The 19,871-nt window shown below is 64.5% G+C and carries 16 protein-coding genes and 1 pseudogene; 5 read left to right on the top strand and 12 right to left on the bottom strand.

Features of this window, described 5'->3' with window-relative positions; translation table 11 throughout:
• Positions 1-240 precede the first annotated feature (240 nt).
• The 5 genes and pseudogenes from VT84_RS11555 to VT84_RS40075 all read right to left on the bottom strand — a co-directional run.
• Positions 241-2,058, bottom strand: coding sequence for an RNA polymerase sigma factor (locus VT84_RS11555; protein WP_082839617.1), 1,818 nt, complete (start codon positions 2,056-2,058; stop codon positions 241-243).
• A gap of 476 nt (positions 2,059-2,534) precedes the next feature.
• The gene (locus VT84_RS40080) at positions 2,535-2,690 is read right to left on the bottom strand and encodes a hypothetical protein (RefSeq protein ID WP_204249747.1); all 156 of its coding nucleotides are present in this window, start codon (positions 2,688-2,690) and stop codon (positions 2,535-2,537) included.
• Between the two features lie 541 nt (positions 2,691-3,231).
• Positions 3,232-3,576 carry a hypothetical protein gene (locus VT84_RS11550; RefSeq protein WP_082839616.1) on the bottom strand — a complete coding sequence of 115 codons (345 nt, stop codon included), beginning with the start codon at positions 3,574-3,576 and terminating at the stop codon, positions 3,232-3,234.
• An 18-nt stretch (positions 3,577-3,594) separates the two neighbouring features.
• Complete coding sequence (locus VT84_RS11545) at positions 3,595-3,978, bottom strand: hypothetical protein (RefSeq protein WP_082839615.1); 384 nt, start codon at positions 3,976-3,978, stop codon at positions 3,595-3,597.
• A gap of 600 nt (positions 3,979-4,578) precedes the next feature.
• Positions 4,579-4,773 (bottom strand): annotated as a pseudogene (locus VT84_RS40075) (hypothetical protein); the annotation flags it as partial.
• On the opposite strand from VT84_RS40075, the gene VT84_RS39570 reads away from it, so the two are divergent.
• A complete protein-coding gene (locus tag VT84_RS39570; RefSeq protein WP_162271536.1) occupies positions 4,748-4,948 on the top strand; it encodes a hypothetical protein in 201 nt (66 codons plus the stop codon). The pseudogene VT84_RS40075 and the gene VT84_RS39570 sit on opposite strands and share 26 nt — an antisense overlap.
• Positions 4,949-5,242: 294 nt before the next feature.
• On the opposite strand, the gene VT84_RS11535 is transcribed toward VT84_RS39570, so the two are convergent.
• Complete coding sequence (locus VT84_RS11535) at positions 5,243-6,031, bottom strand: PIG-L family deacetylase (protein ID WP_082839613.1); 789 nt, start codon at positions 6,029-6,031, stop codon at positions 5,243-5,245.
• 178 nt (positions 6,032-6,209) lie between these two features.
• On the opposite strand from VT84_RS11535, the gene VT84_RS11530 reads away from it, so the two are divergent.
• Complete coding sequence (locus tag VT84_RS11530) at positions 6,210-7,295, top strand: DSD1 family PLP-dependent enzyme (RefSeq protein ID WP_082839612.1); 1,086 nt, start codon at positions 6,210-6,212, stop codon at positions 7,293-7,295.
• 67 nt (positions 7,296-7,362) lie between these two features.
• Here VT84_RS11530 and VT84_RS11525 read toward each other — a convergent pair whose 3' ends face one another.
• The 3 genes from VT84_RS11525 to VT84_RS11515 form a co-directional block, all read right to left on the bottom strand.
• Positions 7,363-9,279, bottom strand: a complete 1,917-nt coding sequence (locus VT84_RS11525) for a fumarate reductase/succinate dehydrogenase flavoprotein subunit (RefSeq protein ID WP_052561176.1) — start codon at positions 9,277-9,279, stop codon at positions 7,363-7,365.
• 155 nt (positions 9,280-9,434) lie between these two features.
• Positions 9,435-10,223 carry a succinate dehydrogenase cytochrome b subunit gene (locus VT84_RS11520; protein WP_082839611.1) on the bottom strand — a complete coding sequence of 263 codons (789 nt, stop codon included), beginning with the start codon at positions 10,221-10,223 and terminating at the stop codon, positions 9,435-9,437.
• Positions 10,224-10,348: 125 nt separating this feature from the next.
• The gene (locus tag VT84_RS11515) at positions 10,349-11,344 is read right to left on the bottom strand and encodes a zinc-dependent alcohol dehydrogenase family protein (protein ID WP_052561178.1); all 996 of its coding nucleotides are present in this window, start codon (positions 11,342-11,344) and stop codon (positions 10,349-10,351) included.
• Positions 11,345-11,404: 60 nt separating this feature from the next.
• On the opposite strand from VT84_RS11515, the gene cls reads away from it, so the two are divergent.
• Positions 11,405-12,898 carry a cardiolipin synthase gene (cls, locus tag VT84_RS11510; protein ID WP_052561180.1) on the top strand — a complete coding sequence of 498 codons (1,494 nt, stop codon included), beginning with the start codon at positions 11,405-11,407 and terminating at the stop codon, positions 12,896-12,898.
• Positions 12,899-13,047: 149 nt separating this feature from the next.
• Here the strand turns inward: cls and VT84_RS11505 are convergent, their stop codons facing one another.
• Both VT84_RS11505 and VT84_RS11500 read right to left on the bottom strand, forming a co-directional pair.
• Positions 13,048-13,956: a GGDEF domain-containing protein gene (locus VT84_RS11505; RefSeq protein WP_239465785.1), complete on the bottom strand. Its 909-nt coding sequence runs from the start codon at positions 13,954-13,956 to the stop codon at positions 13,048-13,050.
• A gap of 153 nt (positions 13,957-14,109) precedes the next feature.
• The gene (locus VT84_RS11500) at positions 14,110-15,906 is read right to left on the bottom strand and encodes a hypothetical protein (protein ID WP_082839610.1); all 1,797 of its coding nucleotides are present in this window, start codon (positions 15,904-15,906) and stop codon (positions 14,110-14,112) included.
• 243 nt (positions 15,907-16,149) lie between these two features.
• Here VT84_RS11500 and larB point away from each other — a divergent pair, with 243 nt between their 5' ends.
• Positions 16,150-16,923, top strand: a complete 774-nt coding sequence (larB, locus tag VT84_RS11495) for a nickel pincer cofactor biosynthesis protein LarB (RefSeq protein ID WP_082839609.1) — start codon at positions 16,150-16,152, stop codon at positions 16,921-16,923.
• A 21-nt stretch (positions 16,924-16,944) separates the two neighbouring features.
• Here the strand turns inward: larB and VT84_RS11490 are convergent, their stop codons facing one another.
• Complete coding sequence (locus VT84_RS11490; RefSeq protein WP_157469435.1) at positions 16,945-17,619, bottom strand: hypothetical protein; 675 nt, start codon at positions 17,617-17,619, stop codon at positions 16,945-16,947.
• Positions 17,620-17,953: 334 nt separating this feature from the next.
• On the opposite strand from VT84_RS11490, the gene VT84_RS11485 reads away from it, so the two are divergent.
• Positions 17,954-19,861: a PSD1 and planctomycete cytochrome C domain-containing protein gene (locus tag VT84_RS11485; RefSeq protein WP_082839607.1), complete on the top strand. Its 1,908-nt coding sequence runs from the start codon at positions 17,954-17,956 to the stop codon at positions 19,859-19,861.
• Positions 19,862-19,871: the final 10 nt, after the last annotated feature.

Raw genomic sequence — 19,871 nt, 5'->3', positions numbered from 1 at the left:
GGGCGAGCGTGTGGAGAGGGCGCACTTAGGGAGGGCGTATGGGGAGGGCTAACGAAAGAGATTACCCCGTTCGCTCCGGTGAGTCCAGTGCATTGAAATGAGAAAGCGAGTCTCTCACTCATTGTCGCGCGGCACCAGTCGTGCTGTGCCGCGCGACAATGAGTGGGAGACTGATGGAAATGGGTCGTACAGCCGAGCGGCGCGTGTTGACGGCGCATGCGGTTCGGGCAACTTGCTCGGTCAGTCGGATTTGAACTTCGCGAGCGCCGTGAGGTTCCGCACCGTAACGACCACGTAGTATTCCTCGCCCGATTTCAGCTTGCGCGGATCGAGCGCGTAATCCGAGTAGTCGGTGACCGAGCGCTCGGTCTTCGGCAGGTGCGTGGTGTGGATCGCGAGCGGGAGGTGCACCAGCGCCCCGTTCACCTGTACCCCGTCCTTGTCGAGGACCGCGTAGCGGTACTCGTCGGAGGCGAACGACTGGTCCGCCGTTCCGGGGTGCTCGAACCGTATGCCGATGCCCTTTTTCGTATCGGCTTGAACCCGGAGCATCGCGTCGAGGCGCGCCGGTTCGGGGGCGTCCCCGACTTCCAGTTCCAGCTTCCCGGTCGCGAGCTTGCTCAGTGCGGGGGCGATCTGCAAGCCCCCGCTCGACGAGTTGCCGAGCACCCGTTCGTACTGGAAGCCGATCTTCCCGCGCCCCACGAAGAGCGGGGGCTCCTCCGTCGCGCCCCGCCCCCGGCCGCCCACGGGCCGCAGCTCGTACCGCCACCCGGGTGCGCCCGCGCGCTTGGCACCGCCGGCCATTCGCGATTCGAGTTCGACCTCTTCGCCCGGTTTCAAACTCACGTTCACCGGTCCGTGCATCCCCAGAACCGCGAGCCCGGCTTGCCGAAACTCCTTGCCGTCGGCCCCGATCGTGGTGGGCGGGGTTTCGTCCAGGAACTGTCGGATGTACTGGAATCTCACCGTTTCCTTGCTGGTGTTGCGGACCCGCACGAACAGGGTGATCGTTTCGCCGTAGGAATAGCTCCGCTTCCCGTCCGGGAGGATACTCAGACCGGCTTGCAGGCCGCCGACCTCCGGCCCCCACGCCGTGAGCGGCTCCTTCTCCCGCTTCGGTGGCGGCGCCGCTCGGTCCCCCGACGCGGGCGGGGTCTCTCGGACTGCGGCGGGGCGCTCATCTCCTGCTGCGGCTCCCGGGTGATTTAGGAGCGTCGCGCCGGTTGCCAGCGCGCCCAAAACCAGCGCGAGCGCGACGGCGGTTTTCAGTTTGATGGTGGTCATGGATTTCAGCACTCCGTCTGCGAGGGCCGAGACCGCACCGGGGACCGTTCCGTTGGCCCCGGCGCAAACACGTGTGACGACCAGCGTCGAAGCGGTCACCGCTTCGGGCACGCGGGCCGACGCGGTACTTTTCGCGAGCAGGGCGACGAGTGCGCCGCCCGAAAGCGTGACCCCGCGCTGGGCGAGGCGCGCGGCCAGCATGCCTCGGGCGCGTGCGAGCCGGCTCGCAACGGTCCCCTCCGGCAGCCCGGTGTCTCGGGCGGCTTCTTTGCGCGTTCTCCCTTCCAGATCACAGAGAACCAAGACGCTCCGGTACGTGTCCGGCAGGCGGCTCAGTTCCTGATCGAGCACGGGCCACAAATCACCCCAGGTCTCGCGCTCGATCGCCACCGGTTCCGGACCCTCCGTTGGCGGGCGTTCGCGCCCGGTTCGCTTCGCGGCGGTGGCCCGCGCCTTCCGCGCCGTCTGGTAGGCGACTCCGTAGAGCCAGTTGGCGAGCAGCTCCGGTGCGGCGATCGCCGGTGCGCGGCGCACGAGAACGAGGAACGTGGCCTGGAACGCATCTTCGGCGTCGTGGTAGCGGCGGAGCACCCGGCGGCACACGCCCCACACCATCGGTCCGTGGCGCCGGACGAGGGCCGCGATCGCAGACTCACTGCGGTGGGCGACGAAATCTTTGAGGAGCTGCTCGTCGGGCAATTCTCCCTCGCCCCCCGCGCACGCGGTGCGCCGGAGGCGGTGGAGGATGCCGGCGAGCGGGTCGGTTGCCATGCCCTTCCCTTGTGGGCTCCGAGGGGCCGTCTACCACTACCACTACTACTACCCGCACCCGGCCCGTTGATCCCGGATTCCGGAAAACGAACGGCTCTTGCGTTCTCCCGTCACGTCCCGGCAGTGGAACGGCTTTTAGGCCGCTAACATTTGCTAACATCCCGGGACCGCGGGCACCCGAACCTTCAATTTCGCCTGGGGAAACTCCATTTTCTCCCCGCGGCTGCTAACATCCGCATCAATCCCCTGGCCCTTCGCACCGACACGGGGTATTGCACGATCCACACGCGCGCAGTAGCCCGTGTCGGGCATTGTACACGAATGGCGATTGCGACATCAAGACCACTAGTGAAAATATGGGCAATATTTTTAGACTGAAGAGATTTCACCGCAGAGGGCGCGGAGAGCGCAGAGAAGAAACGCAATTGGTTTTCTCCGCGCGCTCTCGTGCCCTCTGCGGTGAAACCTCTTCGCGACTACTCTCTGCCGAGCACGAGATCGACGACCCAGCACCCGCGCACATGGGCACCCGGCTCCCGGCAGTGCGCCAGGAGCGCTTCATCGGCGCACCCGGCGTCCTGGAGGGCGTCTGCCAGAATCGGCATCGCGGAGAAGTCCTGCGAGTCGTACATCTGCTGAGCTAGGGGCCAGGGCGGTGGAGGCGCCCCACTCGGGGAGGAAGGTGGCGGGGTGAAACGGGTTCCCGAAGATGTCGCGGACCAGAGCCGCCTGCGCAGCCCTTTCTTCCAGATCTTCCCGACTGTGATACCACGATGCGAGTTCGGACGCAAAAACCCCACAGTACGTTGCGGCGAGGCCCGCCGTGTCAAGCACAAGCGCGGCACACCCCGATGCCAATTTTGACTTCACATGACTGTCGCCGAATTGCACATCGGACGCCTTCGTCCGTGCTAAAAGCACTTCTTCTTCTTCTGCGCACAATCCATCCGCTAGCCGTTCGGCGACCTCGACAGCATTCCGAAACCACTTGTTCTTCAACTTGGTCCAGACGCGCCTACAGCACGCGACTGCGAAAAGTCGAGCCTTTCGGTCACTCGGTGTGGTGCGGACGATTATCAGTGTCGGCTCGCCGCACGCCAGCCATTCCGCTTCGGTCATCGAGTTCCCTCCGCGGGGAGCCAACCAAGCGCCCCGCACTCCGAGCACAACAGCTTACCCTCTGCAAAGATCGGAGAGGTGCGACAGAAGCAATCGACCGCATCGGTAGGGCGCGTCGGAATCAGCTCCAGTAATTCCGGGTACCGCCGCGCCCCCCCAAACCAGGGCCATCAGCACGTTGCTCCGATCGGTGTGAACCGTGCCCACGTCCGGCTGGTCGTACTCCTCGCCGACAACCACGACCGCGCCATTCGGCCGCAGGTAGTAATCCGCCCACATGCTCCCGCCGATGTGGAGCACTCGTAGGCGGGCACTGTGGGTACGCGCCGGATCGAGTTGAGCCGGGGGCAGACCGGTGATTAAACGCGAGACGATCTCTTCGGCGCGTTGCGACCACATTGGTCCCTCCCGCTTCGATCAGCAGTGGAAGATGAAGCACTTCGGGAGGGCTTTTCGCAGCTTCTCCACAGCGGCGTCGGTCACCTTCGTTTCGCACAGGGCGAGTGAGGCGAGGGCTTTGAGTTTGGCCAGTTCCTGGAGGCCGGTATCCGTTATCTCTGTGCCGGCCAGGTCGAGGCCGAAGGGGACATCGGGAGCCGGCAACTTCGGCACGATGCCGTCCTTCCATTTGGCGAACCGGAACGCGGGGATCGCGCCCGCTTCGGGCTTCTCAACAAAGATCAAGGCGCCAGACGTTTCGGTCTTCATCCACCCGACCGCGGCTCCCGCGTCCTTCCACGCTTTGACGACGACGTCGGGCAGCGGCTTGGGTAGGTCTTTCTTGTCGTCGGCGAAGCCCACGTGCCCGTGACCAGAACCAGCGCGAACGACAACGCACGCATGACGAGCCCTCTTGATGTGCCTCCGGTAGCAATTCTATCAGGGTGAGTCCTTCGGACCGGGCTCTTTCACGACTCTGCTTCGCTGCGGTTGGGGCGCCTTCGGCCCGCTCCGATCTCTCGCGCAGAACTGCCCGGGTCGATCCGAAACGGGCGGCCCCGCGTGGGCGAAGGGGCTCGGGCGAACGGCCGGTGTGAGCCGGCCGGTGGAAACCTCCTCCCGCTCGTCACCACGAGGTTCCGTGATCGCCCGGTGTGAGCCGGGCAGCGCGATATGAAAGCAAAAACATTTTCCGACAGGACTAACAGGATCAACCGGATAATACTGAAACATGCACCCGCTCGTTAGCACTCGCGGTTCGCCTGAAGTCTTCTTGGCGAACCGCGAGTGCTAACGAGCGGGTGGAAATACGTATTTGAATCCTGTCGATCCTGTTAATCCTGTCAAAATTCTTCTGCATTAGAGACCGGCACCGGCCGGTTACCATCCCCGGGCGAACCGCGCGTGTTCACGAGCGGGTAAAGGCCCTTACCCGGCCGGTCACCCAAGATTCACCGGGGTTCATCCCACCAGGCACTCGTCCTGCTGGCGCTGCGCCGGAACCGGACTTTCCAGCGATTCCAGGGAAGACGAGCGCGTTGCGACCGCGGTCGTTGCGGCGCGGGCCGGGGACGTTTTGTAGTGCGTGACGTACAGGGTCGCCCCGACGAACGTCAGCCCGCCGACGAGGTTGCCGAGCACGGTCGGGATCTCGTTCCGTGACGTGAAAGGCGGCGTCGGGGCGGGGCAGCAGCAGGTACGGGTCGTGCGAGCCAGCGTCGGAGCGTTCCACCTGTGCCTGGGGACGTTTACGGTGACCGAGGCGTGGACCCGGAACCGGGCCGAGAACGAATTGATCGAGCATCGATCCGCGATGCCCGTGGGACGATGAATCACGACGGCCGAGTCACGCAGACAAGCGCCGCGCGTGGCGCCGGGAGTTGCTGGGAAACGAAATCCGGGCCGCTCTGGGGTTGGGGCGACCGAGCCAGAATTACATGCCGCTGTGGAACGCCTGTTCAACTTGGCGGCCGATTGTGATGATGTCACGCCAAGTGCAGCTTGGTGACAGAAGTTTCACCTTTGACGCCTCATGAACCAAGCAACGACAGCCTATTCGTGGCGCTGCCTGGGGTGGCCCCAAAACAGGCCCGAACGCACGTCGCTTTTTACGAACGGTCGCGCATCAACCCATCGGCGGGTGATCCTTCCCCGGAATTTGGGGTGGCGCGAGTGTCCCCTTGCTCCCGTGAACCAGGGTGACCAAGTCGGGCGCCCCCACCGGAGTCGGGAGCGCGAACAGTTCCCCGAACATGTACCCGCAGCGGGCGCCGTGGTACCCGTTCGTCGAGCGGATCAGGTGCTCGACGCGGGCAAACCGCGCCGCATCGAATTGCGACTCGTAAGCCTTCACCGCCGCAATTTTCAAATCGATCGTGTCGCTGATGTCCACAACAAACTGGCTGTGCCACTGGCGCTGTTCGGCATCGAACGGGAACGGAACGTACACGAGGTGCGGCACGCGGTACGGGGCGGTCCCGGCGAACCGTTCGTCCCACTTGGTGAGCTGCGAGTAGAACCGAGCCGCTTCGCCGATCAACCCGCCCTGCAGGTGGTCCGGCGACGCGGCCGGGGTGCGCCCGGCCGCGATGATGATGATCCCGGGGCGGTACCGGCGGAACTGCGTCGCGAGCGCGAACCGCGCTTCGGGGCCGTCCATCAGCACGCGGTTCGGCAACTCGACGTTGACCCGCACCGGCACGTTCAGGATGCGCCGCGCGTCCTCGGCCTCCTTTTTCCGCGTTTCGAGCGAGCCGCGCGGGGTCGGTTCGCCGCTCGTGAGGTCAAAAATGCCAACCTTGTAGCCCTGTTTCACCAGTTTCGCGAGCGTCCCCCCGCACAGGATCTCCAGGTCGTCGGGGTGCGGGGCAACGGCGATCACATCGAGCGATTCCGGCAACGGGTCTTCGGCCACGGTACGTTCTCCGCGAAGTAATGTGAACACGGAAGTGAGTGTAGTGAGGAATACCCGCGCGGGGCGCGCCACTTTCAGACAGGCTCATTCCGAGATACACAGTGAAGGAGAACACCTTCGAGGGCGGTCCTTCGGGTCTGCGGACCCGGAGAACGTCGCGTTCAAATCGGAGAACCGCATGACGCCAGCCGTCGACCTGTACCCGGAACTCGACACCCCGCAAGCCCTGATCGACCTCGACACAGTCGATCGGAATGTGTCTGCCATGCGCGCCCTTGGCCGCGAACGCGGCGTCGACGTGCGGGTTCACTTCAAGTCGCTCAAGTGCGGCGGGTTGGCCAAGTATCTGATGAGTGCCGGGTTCGACACGTTTCTGTGCGCCAAACTGAACGAAGCCGAAGTGCTGGTTGGCGCCGGAGTCAAAGACGTACTGGTGGCCAACCAGATTGTTGGCCCGATGAAGGCCCGGCGCCTGGCAGCACTTGCAGCACGTGCCACCGTGTCCGTGTGTGTGGACGACGCGGAGAACGTGGACGAACTGGCTGCGGCTGCGGCGGAAGTCGGATCGACAATCGGGGTGCTGGTCGAGGTGGACGTTGGTCAGCGCCGCTGTGGGGTCGATCCCGGGGAGCCTGCTGTGGCTCTTGCTCGACACATCCTCAAGCACGCCCCGGCGCTCCGCTTCTTCGGACTACAGGGGTACGCCGGGCACATCCAGATGCTCCCCGATCTCGCAGAACGAACCGCTCAATGTCGGGCCGGGTTACAGTTGCTGGTCGACACCCGGCGCGCACTGGAAGCGGCCGGCATTCCCGTCGCGGTCGTCACGGGCGCGGGTACCGGAACCGCCGACGCCGCAGCCGGATTCTCGGGGCTAACCGAGATCCAGCCCGGGTCGTTCGTGCTCATGGACGCGGCCTACCACGCCGCGTGCCCGACATATGGGTGCGCGCTGTCGATCCTGACAACCGTAGTGAGCCGACGCGACGAGCGCTACGTGCTGGATGCCGGGAGCAAGGCGATCTCGAAGGACTTCGGCACACCGGTCATTAAGGGTTACCCGACCGATCGAGTAATTGCGGTAAACGAGGAGCACACGATTGTGGCTCCGGGCGCTGGCGCGGTGGTGCAGGTCGGGGACCGGCGCGAAGTGTTACCGGCTCACTGCTGTGCGACGATGAACCTGCACCGGTCGTGTGTCGCGGTGCGCGGTGGAAAGGTGGAGGTAGTTTGGCCGATCGAGGCCAGCGGGCGGTACGACTGAGCCGAGGCGCATTGATGCGCCTCGGCCGAGAACGCTCAAGAACAGGGATTTCTCCTCACTCCCGACGTTACTTGTAGCTCCGCTCGACGAGTTTGATCGCCTCGAATGCGAGCGGTTCTTCGTTGCGGATCGGCGTCTTGCCCTCGCCCGCGTACTCCCACGCGGCGACGTGGCAGAATTTTTCGTCGTCGCGCTTCGCTTCGCCGTCCGGTGTCTGGTGCTCCACGCGGAAGTGCCCGCCGCAACTCTCTTCGCGTACCAGCGCGTCGCGGGCCAGCAGTTCGCCGAACTCCATGAAGTCAGAGACGCGGTTCGCCCGTTCGAGCGCGGTGTTCAGGTCCGCGTCGCTGCCCGGCACGTTCACGTTCTGCCAGAACTCGGTGCGCAGTTCCTGGATGCGCGCAATCGCGGCCTCCAGGCTCTGCTTCGTGCGGGCCATGCCGACTTTTTCCCACATCACGTGACCGAGTTCGCGGTGCAGTTCGGTCGCGGTCTTCTTCCCCTTGATGGAGAGCAGTTTCTTGATGCGTTCCGTGGCCTCGGCCTCGGTGCGCTTGAACTCCGCATGGTCGGTCGGAGTCACGCCAGGCTTCTCGCCCGCCAGCCAGTGCGTGAGCGTGTACGGGAGCACGAAGTACCCGTCCGCCAGTCCCTGCATGAGCGCGGACGCGCCGAGCCGGTTCGCCCCGTGGTCCGAGAAGTTCGCCTCGCCGACCACGAACAACCCCGGCACGCTCGACATGAGTTCGTAGTTCACCCACGACCCGCCCATTGTGTAGTGGACCGCGGGGTAGATCCGCATCGGGCGCTCGTACCCGCTCTCGGCGGTGATGCGCTCGTACATCTCGAACAGGTTGCTGTACTTCTCCTCGATCTTCGCGCGCCCCTGCTTCGCGATCGCGGTCGCGAAATCGAGGTACACCCCGCGTGCGCCCGGCCCGACCCCGCGCCCGTCGTCGCACGCCTCTTTCGCGGCCCGGCTCGCGATGTCGCGCGGCGCAAGGTTCCCGTAGCTCGGGTACTTGCGCTCCAGGTAGTAGTCGCGCGCGGCCTCGGGGATCTCGCTCGGGTGCTTGCCGCAATCGGCCTTGTCCTTCGGCACCCACACGCGGCCGTCGTTACGCAGCGATTCGCTCATCAGCGTGAGCTTCGACTGGTGGTCGCCGGTCACCGGGATGCAGGTCGGGTGGATCTGCGTGTAGCACGGGTTCGCGAACGCCGCCCCGCGCTTGTACGCGCGGTACGTGGCCGTGACGTTGCACCCGATCGCGTTCGTCGAGAGGAAGAACACGTTGCCGTACCCGCCGGTCGCGAGAACTACCGCGTCGGCCGTGTGCGACTCGATCTTGCCCGTTTCGAGGCTCCGGGTGACGATCCCCCGCGCTTTCCCGTCGACCACGACGAGGTCGAGCATCTCGCAGCGCGGGTACATCTTCACCGTGCCCAAGCCGATCTGCCGGCTGAGCGCCTGGTACGCGCCGAGGAGGAGTTGCTGGCCCGTTTGCCCGCGGCAGTAGAACGTGCGCTGGAGTTGGGCGCCGCCGAAACTCCGGGTGTCGAGCAGCCCGCCGTACTCGCGCGCGAACGGCACGCCCTGCGCAACACACTGGTCGATGATGTTCACGCTCACTTCCGCGAGCCGGTGAACGTTCGCCTCGCGCGAGCGGAAGTCGCCGCCCTTCACGGTGTCGTAAAAGAGCCGGTGGACACTGTCGCCGTCGTTACGGTAGTTCTTCGCGGCGTTGATCCCGCCCTGCGCGGCGATGCTGTGCGCCCGGCGGGGCGAATCCTGGAAGCAGAAGCACGAAACCTTGTAGCCGAGTTCGGCGAGCGACGCCGCAGCGCTCCCACCGGCCAGCCCGCTGCCGACCACAATGACGTGATACTTCGACTTGTTCGCCGGGTTGATGAGCCGCTGATCCTTCTTGAACCGCGACCACTTCTCGGCCATCGGGCCGCCCGGAACTCGTGCGTCAAGTTGCATGGTTCACTCTTGGCGAAGAGTAAGGGGTGAAGCGACGAAGGAGCGAGCGGGTACACGAGAGGCCCGGCGCGGGATAGCGCGGTTCTCCGAGCGAGGTGAAGGGTGAACGTCTCTTCGCCCGTTCGCCCTTCACCTCTGCGCCCCTTCTCTTCAAATCAAAGGGTCTTGTACAGCGGCGGGGTGGCGCCGGCCCAAACGCCGATCACGATCCCGAGGTTGCCCACCAGGATGGTCAGCGCGACCGCGATCCCCAGCACGCGGATCAGCGGGGCGAACCGGCTGTTCTTCAGCCCGAGCGTCTGGAACGCGCTCTGCACCCCGTGGATCAGGTGAACGAACAGCACGAGCTGCGCCACGATGTACAGCACGGCTAGCGCCGGCGTCGTGAACCCGGCCACGACCATGCTGTACACGTCGTGCCGCCCCTGTTTGTCCTTCAGGTCGAGGACGTTCATGACCTTCCCGGGCTCCGTTTCCACCGATTGCAGCCCCAGCACCGTGAAATGGGCGAGGTGGAACAGAATGAACAGCCCCACCACCACTCCACTCCAGATCATCGTGCGGCTGGAAACGGTGGCCTGAACGCTGCCGGGGTACGAGTACCCGACCGGGCGCGCGGCCCGCGACCGCATCTTCAACCGGATCGCGAGCGTGATGTGTAACAGGAAGATCGCGAGCAACCCGGCACGCGCGATCCAGAGGAGGGCGCCCAGGCTGTGTGTGAGGAAGTATGCGTAACTGTTGATCGCGTCCGGCCCCTGAAACACCTTCAGGTTCCCGAGCATGTGGAAGACGCTGAACCCGACCAACCCCAGGCCGGTGAGTGCGACGATAACCTTCGCACCGACACTGGAATCGAAGAACGCCCACAAGAACGGGGTGGCTCGGCGGTCGGCTTTCGGGGCCGACGGCCCCTTCGGGTGGCGGACGGTAGTGGAGGACATCGGCACCTGCGTCTCGCGTGTTCGGGGACGGCTACTCCTATTCTAGCGCCGCTACCCGAACCGGCGACGTGATTTGCCGGGCGCCCCCTTGAGATAAGACCGCGCCCGCAATCACGGCCCGCACATCAGCGCACACCGATCCGCAGGAGCACCTTGCCGCCTTTACCGGGTGTAGCGGCATGTTCGACCGCCTTGCGCACGTCCTCGAGCGGGTAGGTGGCCGCGAACTGCGTTTGCAACACGCCCTCGTTCATCAGCTCGCGCATCCGGCGGAACAGCTTCAGCATCGTGAGGATGCGCTGTTTTTTAGCCCACGCGCCGAGCCAGAATCCCTCCACACTCAGATCGTTCCCGATGAAGTACCGCGGGTGAACCGAAATGGGCTCGTCCGAGAGCGAACCGAACAGCAGGCACCGCCCGCCGTGCCCCAGCGCCGCGATCACTTGCGCCCCCGTTTCTCCACCCACGGGATCGATCGCGTACCGCACGCCGTCGGGGATCAGTTTCCGCACCTGCTCCGGGATCGGCCCGTCCGATTCAACAATCACTTGGTCCGCACCGAGCTTCTTCAGTTCCTCGACTTGCTCGCGCCGGCGCACCACGTTGATCGTGCGGAACGCGAACTTGTGCCCGAGCCGGATCACCATTTTCCCGAGTTCGCCGCCCGCCGCGCTCTGGAGCAGCCACGCGCCGCGTGTAACTTTCAGTACGTCCTGTGTCATCGCCAGCGCGGTCGCCGGATTCACAAAGAACGACGCGGCCTGCTCGTCGCTCATTTCGTCCGGGACCGGGATCACCTGGCGCGCGGACGTGACGGTGTACTCGGCCCAGTTGCCGATCCGGTCGTTAATCACGGCAACGCGCTTGCCCTTGCGGAGCCACGCGAGTACCCCACCGCCGGTCGCCTCCACCACGCCCACTCCCTCAAACCCGGGCGTCGCGGGGAACTGCGGTTTGAGGCCGTACTTCCCCCCGATGTACATGAGATCGGACGGGTTCACGGGACTGGCGAGCATGCGCACCAGCACCTCACCGCGCCGGGGTTGCGGGGCCGGAACGTCGTCTTCGAGGCGCAATACTTCGGCCGGCGGGCCGACCCGATCGAACACAACACGTTTCACAGCACTTCCTCAACTGAGCGGGGCTTGCGATGATACATCAGTATCTATCCGGGTGCGGTTGTGAAGGCTCCGAACGAACCGTACTCGCTCGAACTGAAGAAAGCGCGCATGTCCCTTTCCGACTTCCTCGTGACGTTTTGGCAGGACATCGCCGGGTGGCTGGTGCTGGCCGAAGTGCTGCTGACCGTCGGCACGCTGCTCGCGGTGATGCACATCAAGCGCGAGCCGATGTCGGCGATCGCGTGGTCGCTCACAGTGCTGCTGGTGCCGTTCTTCGGCGCGTTCCTGTTCTTGGTGTTCGGCTACCAGACCGTTCACCGCCGGTTGCGCCGGCGCCGGGAGCGGAGCCGGGTGTACAAGACGTTTACTGCGCGCACCGGTGGGCCCTCCGCGGGCGTGCCGCCCGAATGGGACGTACTCGCCAAGTTGGGGCACCACGGCGACGGGTTCCCGGTGACGGGAGGGAACGCCATCGCTCTGTACCACGAAGGCAATGCGGCGTTCGAGGCGATGCTCGAAGCGATCGAATCGGCCCGGCACCACGTCCACGCGCAGTTCTTCATTTGCCACTCAGACGACACCGGGAAGCGGTTCATTGACGCGCTGCGTGCATGCGCGAAGCGCGGGGTGGAGGTGCGGTTCCTGGTGGACTGGGTGGGGTCATACGGGCTGTCGTCGCGCTTGCTCCGGGAACTCAAAGCCGACGGCGGGCAGGTCGCGTCGTTCCTGCCGCTCGTGAACCCGCTCCGGGTGAACTTGCGTAACCACCGCAAGATCCTCGTTGTGGACGGGCACACCGGGTTCGCGGGCGGGCTGAATATCGGCGACGAGTACCTCAGCAAGTGCCCGACGTTCGGCTACTGGCGCGATACACACTTCCGCGTCGCAGGACCGGCGGTCGAGGGGCTCCAGCACACGTTCCTCGACGACTGGTACTTCACTACTAACGAGGCCGTGAAGGGCGGCGCGTACTTCCCCGCATCCAACGAAAAGAGCGCACCGGGAACCGTACTCGCGCAAGTGGTCGCGTCCGGTCCGGACGCAGAATACAAGGCGATCCGCGAGACCTACGTCGCGGCCATCCTGCGTGCGCGCAAGCGCGTGTGGATCGCCAGCCCGTACTTCGTGCCCGACGCGGGGCTTCGCGACGCGCTCCTGCTTGCGGCTCGTTCTGGGGTGGATGTGCGACTGTTGGGGCTGTGCCGCCCGGACAAGTGGCTCCCATTCCTGGCAGCCCGATACTACTGGACCGACATGCTCGCGGCGGGCGTGAAGGTGTATCAGTACACCCGCGGGATGCTCCACAGCAAGTTGGTGATAGTCGACGACGAATGGGCGTCCGTGGGCTCCGCGAACACCGACAACCGCAGCCTGCTCCTCAACTTCGAGTGCAACGTTCAGTTCTTCGATACGGGTGTTGTGAAGGGATTGGAAGAAGCGTACCTGATAGACCTGGAGTGGTCTTTGCGGCTCGATCCCGAGGTGTACGCGACTCGCCCATTTGTCGGGCGCCTCGCGGAGAATGCGTGCCGGCTGTTTTCACCGGTGTTGTGAGTTCCAGAGCTCTGGAGCTCTGGAGCTCCAGAGCTCCAGAGCTCCAGAGCTCCACGTTCGTGGCAGTGCCATCGCATCGGCACCGTTGCTGGCGGATGCGGGCTGTGCCTGTTTGGAACTCTGGAACTTGAAACTCTGAAACTTGAAACTTAACTACAGACCCGATTGCGCCCCGTGCGCTTGGCCTCGTACAGTTTCTGGTCGGCCGTTTGGCGCAGGTCGATCGCTGTGGCGTTGTCGTCCCCCATCGTGACCGCAAGGCCGATGCTAACTGTGAGGTTGACAGGCGTAGTCTCGAACCGGAACTGGTGCTCGGCCACCGCTTCGCGGATGCGTTCGGCGACTTGCAGTGCCCCGTCCAAAGTCGTTTCAACGAGCACGACAACGAACTCTTCGCCCCCCGAGCGGGCAAACAAGTCTTCCTGGCGCACGATCCCGCGAACCACGCCGGCCAGTTCGCGCAGCACGAAGTCGCCGCACAGGTGGCCCAGGTTGTCGTTGATCGTCTTGAACTTGTCGATGTCGATGGCCAGCACCGAGAGCGGCCGGTGGTGCCGCTGGGACCGCACGACCTCGCGATCCAGGAACTCGTCCAGGTAGCGCTGGTTGTGGATCTGCGTCAGCCCATCGAGGATCGTGAGCCGGTAAATCTCTTCGTGGTACTCGGCCTCGATGTTCCCGCCGGCCAAGTAGCGGTACAGGCAGTTCCCAACCCGCAGGTAGTCACCATCCTTGAGTAACCGGGCAGTATCCAGTTGCTTATCGTTAACAAATGTACCATTCGTGCTGTTCTGATCGGACACGTGGTATCCGTCGGCGGCCGGTTCGATCAGCGCGTGTCGGCGGGAGACGGAGTGATCGGTGAGTCGGATGTCGCTGTCTTCCCCGCGCCCGAGAACCAGCGGCCGGTCCGTGAGCGGGTACCGGCACCCCATCGTCGGCCCGGTCGGGTAAATGTGGACCAAACACGCTTCGCGCTTAGCTGTAAATAGTTTCTTCGGCGCGGAAACCCACGTCTCGGTCACCTTCTCAGCAATAATGCGCCCGGACGACGACATTTGTGATGATGGTCTGGGAGTGGGTTGTTCAGCCACTAGCACAATAGTAGGTCACAGAATCGGGACGAGTCAAACGTGCCCGATTCTTCCGCTCAATTTGCCCCTCCCCCCGCGCAAATCATCAGATACGCATTTTCGCACGGACGCGAATAGTTATTGTCGCGGCATAACTGATGGCACGATGCCGTTGATCTTCGCCCGCGGCTTCGTCAAATCCACGAGAATCGGTTCTCGCGTCACAATCTCCTTCACGTTCCCTGCTGCGTCGCGTGCGGTGGCCTTCAGGTACACACGAGCGGGTACGCCCACCGGCACGCGCCAGGCGTACTGTCCGCTGTTCGCCAAGCGTTTCGCGACCGAGGCTTCGCGTGCGTTAGCCTGAATCACCGGCTCGTTCCCGTTGGTCGCGATCGACTTCCACGGGCCGGTCGCGGAGTCGCTCCACTCCAGGGTGATCGGGTCGTCACCGAAGTTACGGTCGCTCGCCTTCCACTGAATGACGAGTGTGTCCAGGGCGTTCGGATCGGAAACCGGCGCGAACAGTTCGAGTTGCGGCGGGGTCACGTCGAGCACCACGCGCATGTCCGGCGCGTCTCCCGCGACCGGCTCGCGCTCGCTCAACCCAGCGCCGCTCACGGGCACCAGTCGGAACCCGTAAGTTCCTTCGACTTGCGGGTTCTCCTTCGCGTCGAGTACCACGCCAACCGAGCCACCCTTCCCGTCGTGCTGGCTCCACTTGCTCCACGAGCGCCCGTCGTCGCGCGTTACCCACAAATCGACGCGGCTGATCCCGGACGGGCCGCGCTGTTCGAGGTTAAAGCCGAGGTCGAACTTCGGGTAGTTGATGACCTGGGCGCGCGTCAATTCGACCGTCGGGCTCCCACCGCCGTTCCACCCGCCGGCCGGGATCGCGCTCCCACTCGCGAGCGGTACGGCCCGCGGGTCAACAGTCGGGAGCGGTTGCGCCCCTCCAGTCGATTGACCGGATAACGCCGGACTCCCCTGAAAAGGCGGCTGGCTGGGGAGCGGTTGGCTCCCGGTCAGCGGTGGGTTTCCAGTCGGCGGATTGGTGTTGGACACGACGTTGCTCGGAAGCGGCCCGCCGATGGGCTGATCCGGCTTGAACACCGGCGCGGGCGGTTGCGGTGTGAATGGGGCGGGACCAATTGGCGCGGCAGGGCCGCCCGCAGAAGGAACCAGACCGGGACCGGTCGGCCCTGTCGGAATGAGGCCCATCGGCGGCGGAGGTGGGAGCGGTCCCGCGCCCACGTTCCCCGAACCCGCGGGCGGTGCGGGCGAAATCGGCGTTTCCTTCAGGCTGACCGAGGCGTTCGCGTTAGGCACCGGGAAGTCGTGGGTGATCTCGGTCACGTTCTTGGCGACGTCCACGGCCGTGATCTTCACCGTCACGCCGTCGCTGATCCCGCTCGGGAACCGCACCCCGTTGCGCGCGGTGGCCGGGAGCGTGACGTCCTGCCAGAGCGCGTTCGGGTTGTTCGCGGCGCGGAACTGGACCTTCGTTTTCGTGTCGTCGGGGAACTTGTCGTCCACGCTCCACTCGACGACGATCTCGTCGCCGGTGCGTCTGGCGTTGGTCACGCGGACTTGCGGAGCGGTGGTATCGACCACCATCTTCAGGTCCGGCGGGTCGCTCGTCAGCTCGGCCGGGTCTTTGTTCCCCTTCAGGTCCACGATCTGCATTTTGAACCAGTACACGCCGTCGTCCTTCGCGACGAACACGAAGGAGTCCTTGTCCGGCGTGACGAACCCGTCCTGGTACCACGTGTTCTCGCCGTTGCGGGCGACGTAGAGGGCGACGTGCCGGATCGACTTACGGTCCTTCTTGTAGTCGATGGGCAGTTTGATGCTCCGCGAGTTCATCGCGTGGTAGTCGGCGCCGAGGGGCTGACCCATCGTGAGCCCGATCAGGGCGGCTGCGGCGAACGTCATGACTCGTCATCCCCGGCGTGCGGAACGGAGTACCCGCGGGGCGCGGGCCGTATCGGATGTATCGGCCTTACCGGTAAAAGAATTCAGTATTTCGCGATACTTATCGGAATTCATTCAAGTTGAAACTGCGCCCTCCCGGGAAGAAAGCCCCTCCGGGCACGAGTTGCCAAATACGATAAATTGGCGTGTTTGCTCGCCACTTTTGGGGCGAGACGAGACGGGGCTTTTGTGAGGCCGGATGCGATGACCTCGGACGAATTGCGGCAACTTCTGGAAAGCGTGCGGACCGGCGCGATCGACGTGGCCGACGCGACTGTTCAACTGGGGCGCGCGTCGGTCGCGGAGTTGAGCTTCGCCACGCTCGACCTCGATCGCCAGCAGCGGTGCGGGTTCCCGGAAGTAATATTCGCGGAGGGGAAAACGGCGGAGTGGGTGGAGGGGGCGGTTCGGCGACTCTCGGAAGCAGGACAGGACTGTTTCGTAACGCGCGTGAGCACGGAACAGTCCGCACACCTCGCGGTTCACTTCCCGCACGCGGACCAGGACCGACTCGCGCGCACGTTCTGGTTGCCCATCGCGGGAGAGCGCCCGGCGCCCGCGGGCAAAGTGTTCGTCGTGACCGCGGGCACGAGTGACCTGCCAGTCGCACAAGAAGCGCTCGTAACGGCACGGGTCATGGGCGCGGGGGTAGAACTCATCGTGGACGTGGGTGTGGCCGGGTTGCACCGCATCCTGCGCCAGCGCGAGCGGCTCGCGTCCGCGGACGTGGTGATCGTGGTCGCGGGGATGGACGGGGCGCTACCGAGCGTGGTCGGCGGACTAGTCGATTGTCCGGTGATCGCGTGCCCGACGAGTATCGGCTACGGGGCCGCGTTCGGCGGCGTCGCGGCACTGCTCACGATGCTGAACAGCTGCTCGGCCGGTGTGTGTACGGTGAACATCGATGCGGGCTTCAAGGCGGGCTACGTGGCAGCCCGCTTCACAAAGCGCCTTCAAATGCGAAACGCCCGGGAGTAACCGGGCGATTTGCGGCACATGTCAGAACCCACTCTTACCTGGGAGCGCGGTGGATGCACCAGACGGTGCGCTCGGTGGCGCGAGTGGCGGAGCGATCGGTTGGAGGCTGTTGGGTAGTTGAGCCACAGAAGGCGTATTGGCGGCGGCAGTCGGAGCATCCGGCGGCGGCGGCGGGAGAGGCACATCAACTAGCGATGGAGTGTTCGTGCTCAGAGCGGCATGTTTCTGCTGAACCGAGTTCGAGTTCGAGTTCGGATTCGCGCTCCCGACCCCACCGGCTGGCGGTTCCACGCTCGGCATAAAGCTCGGTTGTGCCGGTGCGCCGATCGTTCCCGGGCTGCCGGGTTGAGCCGACGGGTTGCTAAAGTTCGAGGGCAAGCCGGTCTGAGGTGGGCTGGAAAGCGTGTTCACACCGCTGCTGCCAACCCGCGATGGAATCGCGCCACCCGTTTGTTGGATGCCGCTCCCGTTGCCGTAAGCCGAACCGAAACCGGGCGAACCACCCGTCTTGGAGATGGACTGACTACCCGGCGGGATCAGGGGTGTTCCCGTAAGACCCGGAGAAGGTTGTTTGGTAGGGAGCTTGTCCTTCTTATCCTTGTCGGTGTTCATGCACCCGACGAGCCCGGTACAAAGCACCATCCCCAGCCCGGCCGCCGCGACCCGCAGCCACCGCCCGCGCGTTCCTTGCGCCATGTTTCCGTCCCCCGAACTCGACCGGAACTGGTTCCACCTCGCGACGTCCATGCCGCCCGGTTGGGACTCGTTCGTCTCGTTGGGGCAATAGCGGTGGTCCGGAGCGGAATCAAGCCGACCCGCGGAACCACTGAGTACGAACGCGATATACAGGAATACTTGCCACCGTGCCCGTTAAAGTAGTGAGGTCTACGTCTCACGAACTGCCGGCGCTCGCGCACATTTTTCAGTATCGCGGTGCGTTTTCTGCGATTCCCCGTTCTTGTTCCCGCGTCGGGACCACTACTATGGGGAAAGGTCGCCGTTGCTCTCCTGAAAACCCGCTGCACGAACCATGCGATCACTGTTAGCGCTCGCCTCTCTCGCGATCTGTGCCGGGCCGGGCCTGGCGCAGCCGGACAAGAAAACGGACTTCGCACACGACATCGTTCCGATCCTCAAAGCGAAGTGCGCGAAGTGCCACACGAACGGCACCTATAAGGGCGGCGTGTCGTTCGATACGCGCGAGGAGCTACTGAAATCGAAAGCCGCGGTGCCGGGGAAATCGGCCGCGAGCGAGATCATCAAGCTCGTCACGTCCACCGATAAGGACACGCGGATGCCCCCGCAGGGCGATCCCCTGAGCGCGAAGGAAGTCGCGGCGCTCACGAAGTGGATCGATGACGGTCTGCCGTGGGAGCCGGGGTTCAGCTTCAAACCCGTCACTTACGTCGCGCCACTCAAACCCCGCAAGGTCGTGCTCCCACCCGCGAAACCGGGGCGCGAGCACCCGATCGACCGTATCATCGATACCTACTTCGCCAAGAACAAAGTTCCCGCGCCAGAACCGCTCGACGACGCCGCGTTCGCCCGGCGCGTCTACTTCGACCTGATCGGGCTCCCGCCGACGGCCGGGGAACTGGAAACGTTCGTGACGAGCAAGAGCGCCAGCAAGCGCACTGAGTTGGTGAACAAGTTGCTCGCGGAAGACCGCTCTTATACGGACCACTGGCTCGCGTTCTGGAATGATGCGCTCCGCAACGAGTACCGCGGAACCGGGTACATCGACGGCGGGCGCAAGCAGATCACCGCGTGGCTGTACAAGTCGCTCCTGGAGAACAAGCCCTACGACAAGTTCACGCGCGAGCTGATTAGCCCGAACCCGAATTCCGAGGGTTTCGTCAAGGGCATCAAATGGCGCGGCGAAGTGAACGCCAGCCAAATCGTGGAACTCCAGTTCTCCCAGAACATCGGACAGGTGTTCTTCGGCGCGAACCTCAAGTGCGCGTCGTGTCACGACAGCTTCATCGACTCGTGGAAACTCGACGACGCCTACGGGTTGGCCGCTGTGATTGCGGACAAGCCGCTCACGGTCCACCGGTGCGACAAGCCGATCGGCCGGACCGCGAGCGCGAAGTTCCTGTTCCCGGAACTCGGCTCCATCGACGCGACCGCCCCCAAAGCCAAGCGCCTCGAACAGCTCGCTGCCCTGGTCACGCACCCGGACAACGGGCGATTCACCCGCACGATGGCCAACAGAATTTGGCATAGGCTGATGGGGCACGGGATCGTTCACCCGGTCGACGTAATGGGCAACAAGCCGTGGAGCGAAGACCTCCTTGATTACCTCGCGGTCTACTTCGCGGAGAACGGCTACGACCTCAAAAAGCTGATGGCGCACATCGCGACCTCGCAGACGTACCAGGCGAAGGCGGTGCCGCTCGAAAAGGAGGTCACCGGCGACGGTTTCGTGTTCCGCGGACCGGAACTAAAACGCCTCAGTGCGGAGCAATTCACCGACGCGATCTGGATGCTGACCGGTACGGCCCCCGCGAAACAGTCGGCCGCGTTCCCGGGGGCGCCTCCCCCCTTCCCCGCGAGCGCGCCGAAGGAACGGCAATTCGTCCGCGCTACGCTGGTGGACTGCGATCCGCTCATGCGCTCACTCGGGCGCCCCAACCGCGAACAAGTGGTCACGACGCGCCCGGACCAGTTGTCCACGCTCCAGGCACTCGACCTCGCGAACGGCCAGATTCTCACGACCACACTCGAACGCGGCGCGACCAACATCCTGAACGCGAACGCAAAACTGTCGCCCGACGAACTCGCGGATTGGGTCTTCCTGCGGGCGCTCGCGCGAAAGCCGAATGCAAACGAGCGCACCGCGGCGAAAGCGCTCCTGGGCGCGAAACCGGCGCCCGAGAGCGTCGCCGATCTGCTGTGGGCCGTCGTGATGCTGCCTGAATTCCAACTCGTCCGCTGATGGAGGCCGA

The organism is Gemmata sp. SH-PL17 (assembly GCF_001610855.1).
Taxonomy (GTDB): domain Bacteria; phylum Planctomycetota; class Planctomycetia; order Gemmatales; family Gemmataceae; genus Gemmata; species Gemmata massiliana.
The sequence above is the reverse complement of the archived record's forward strand: the minus strand, read 5'-3'. Positions and strand labels throughout refer to the sequence as shown.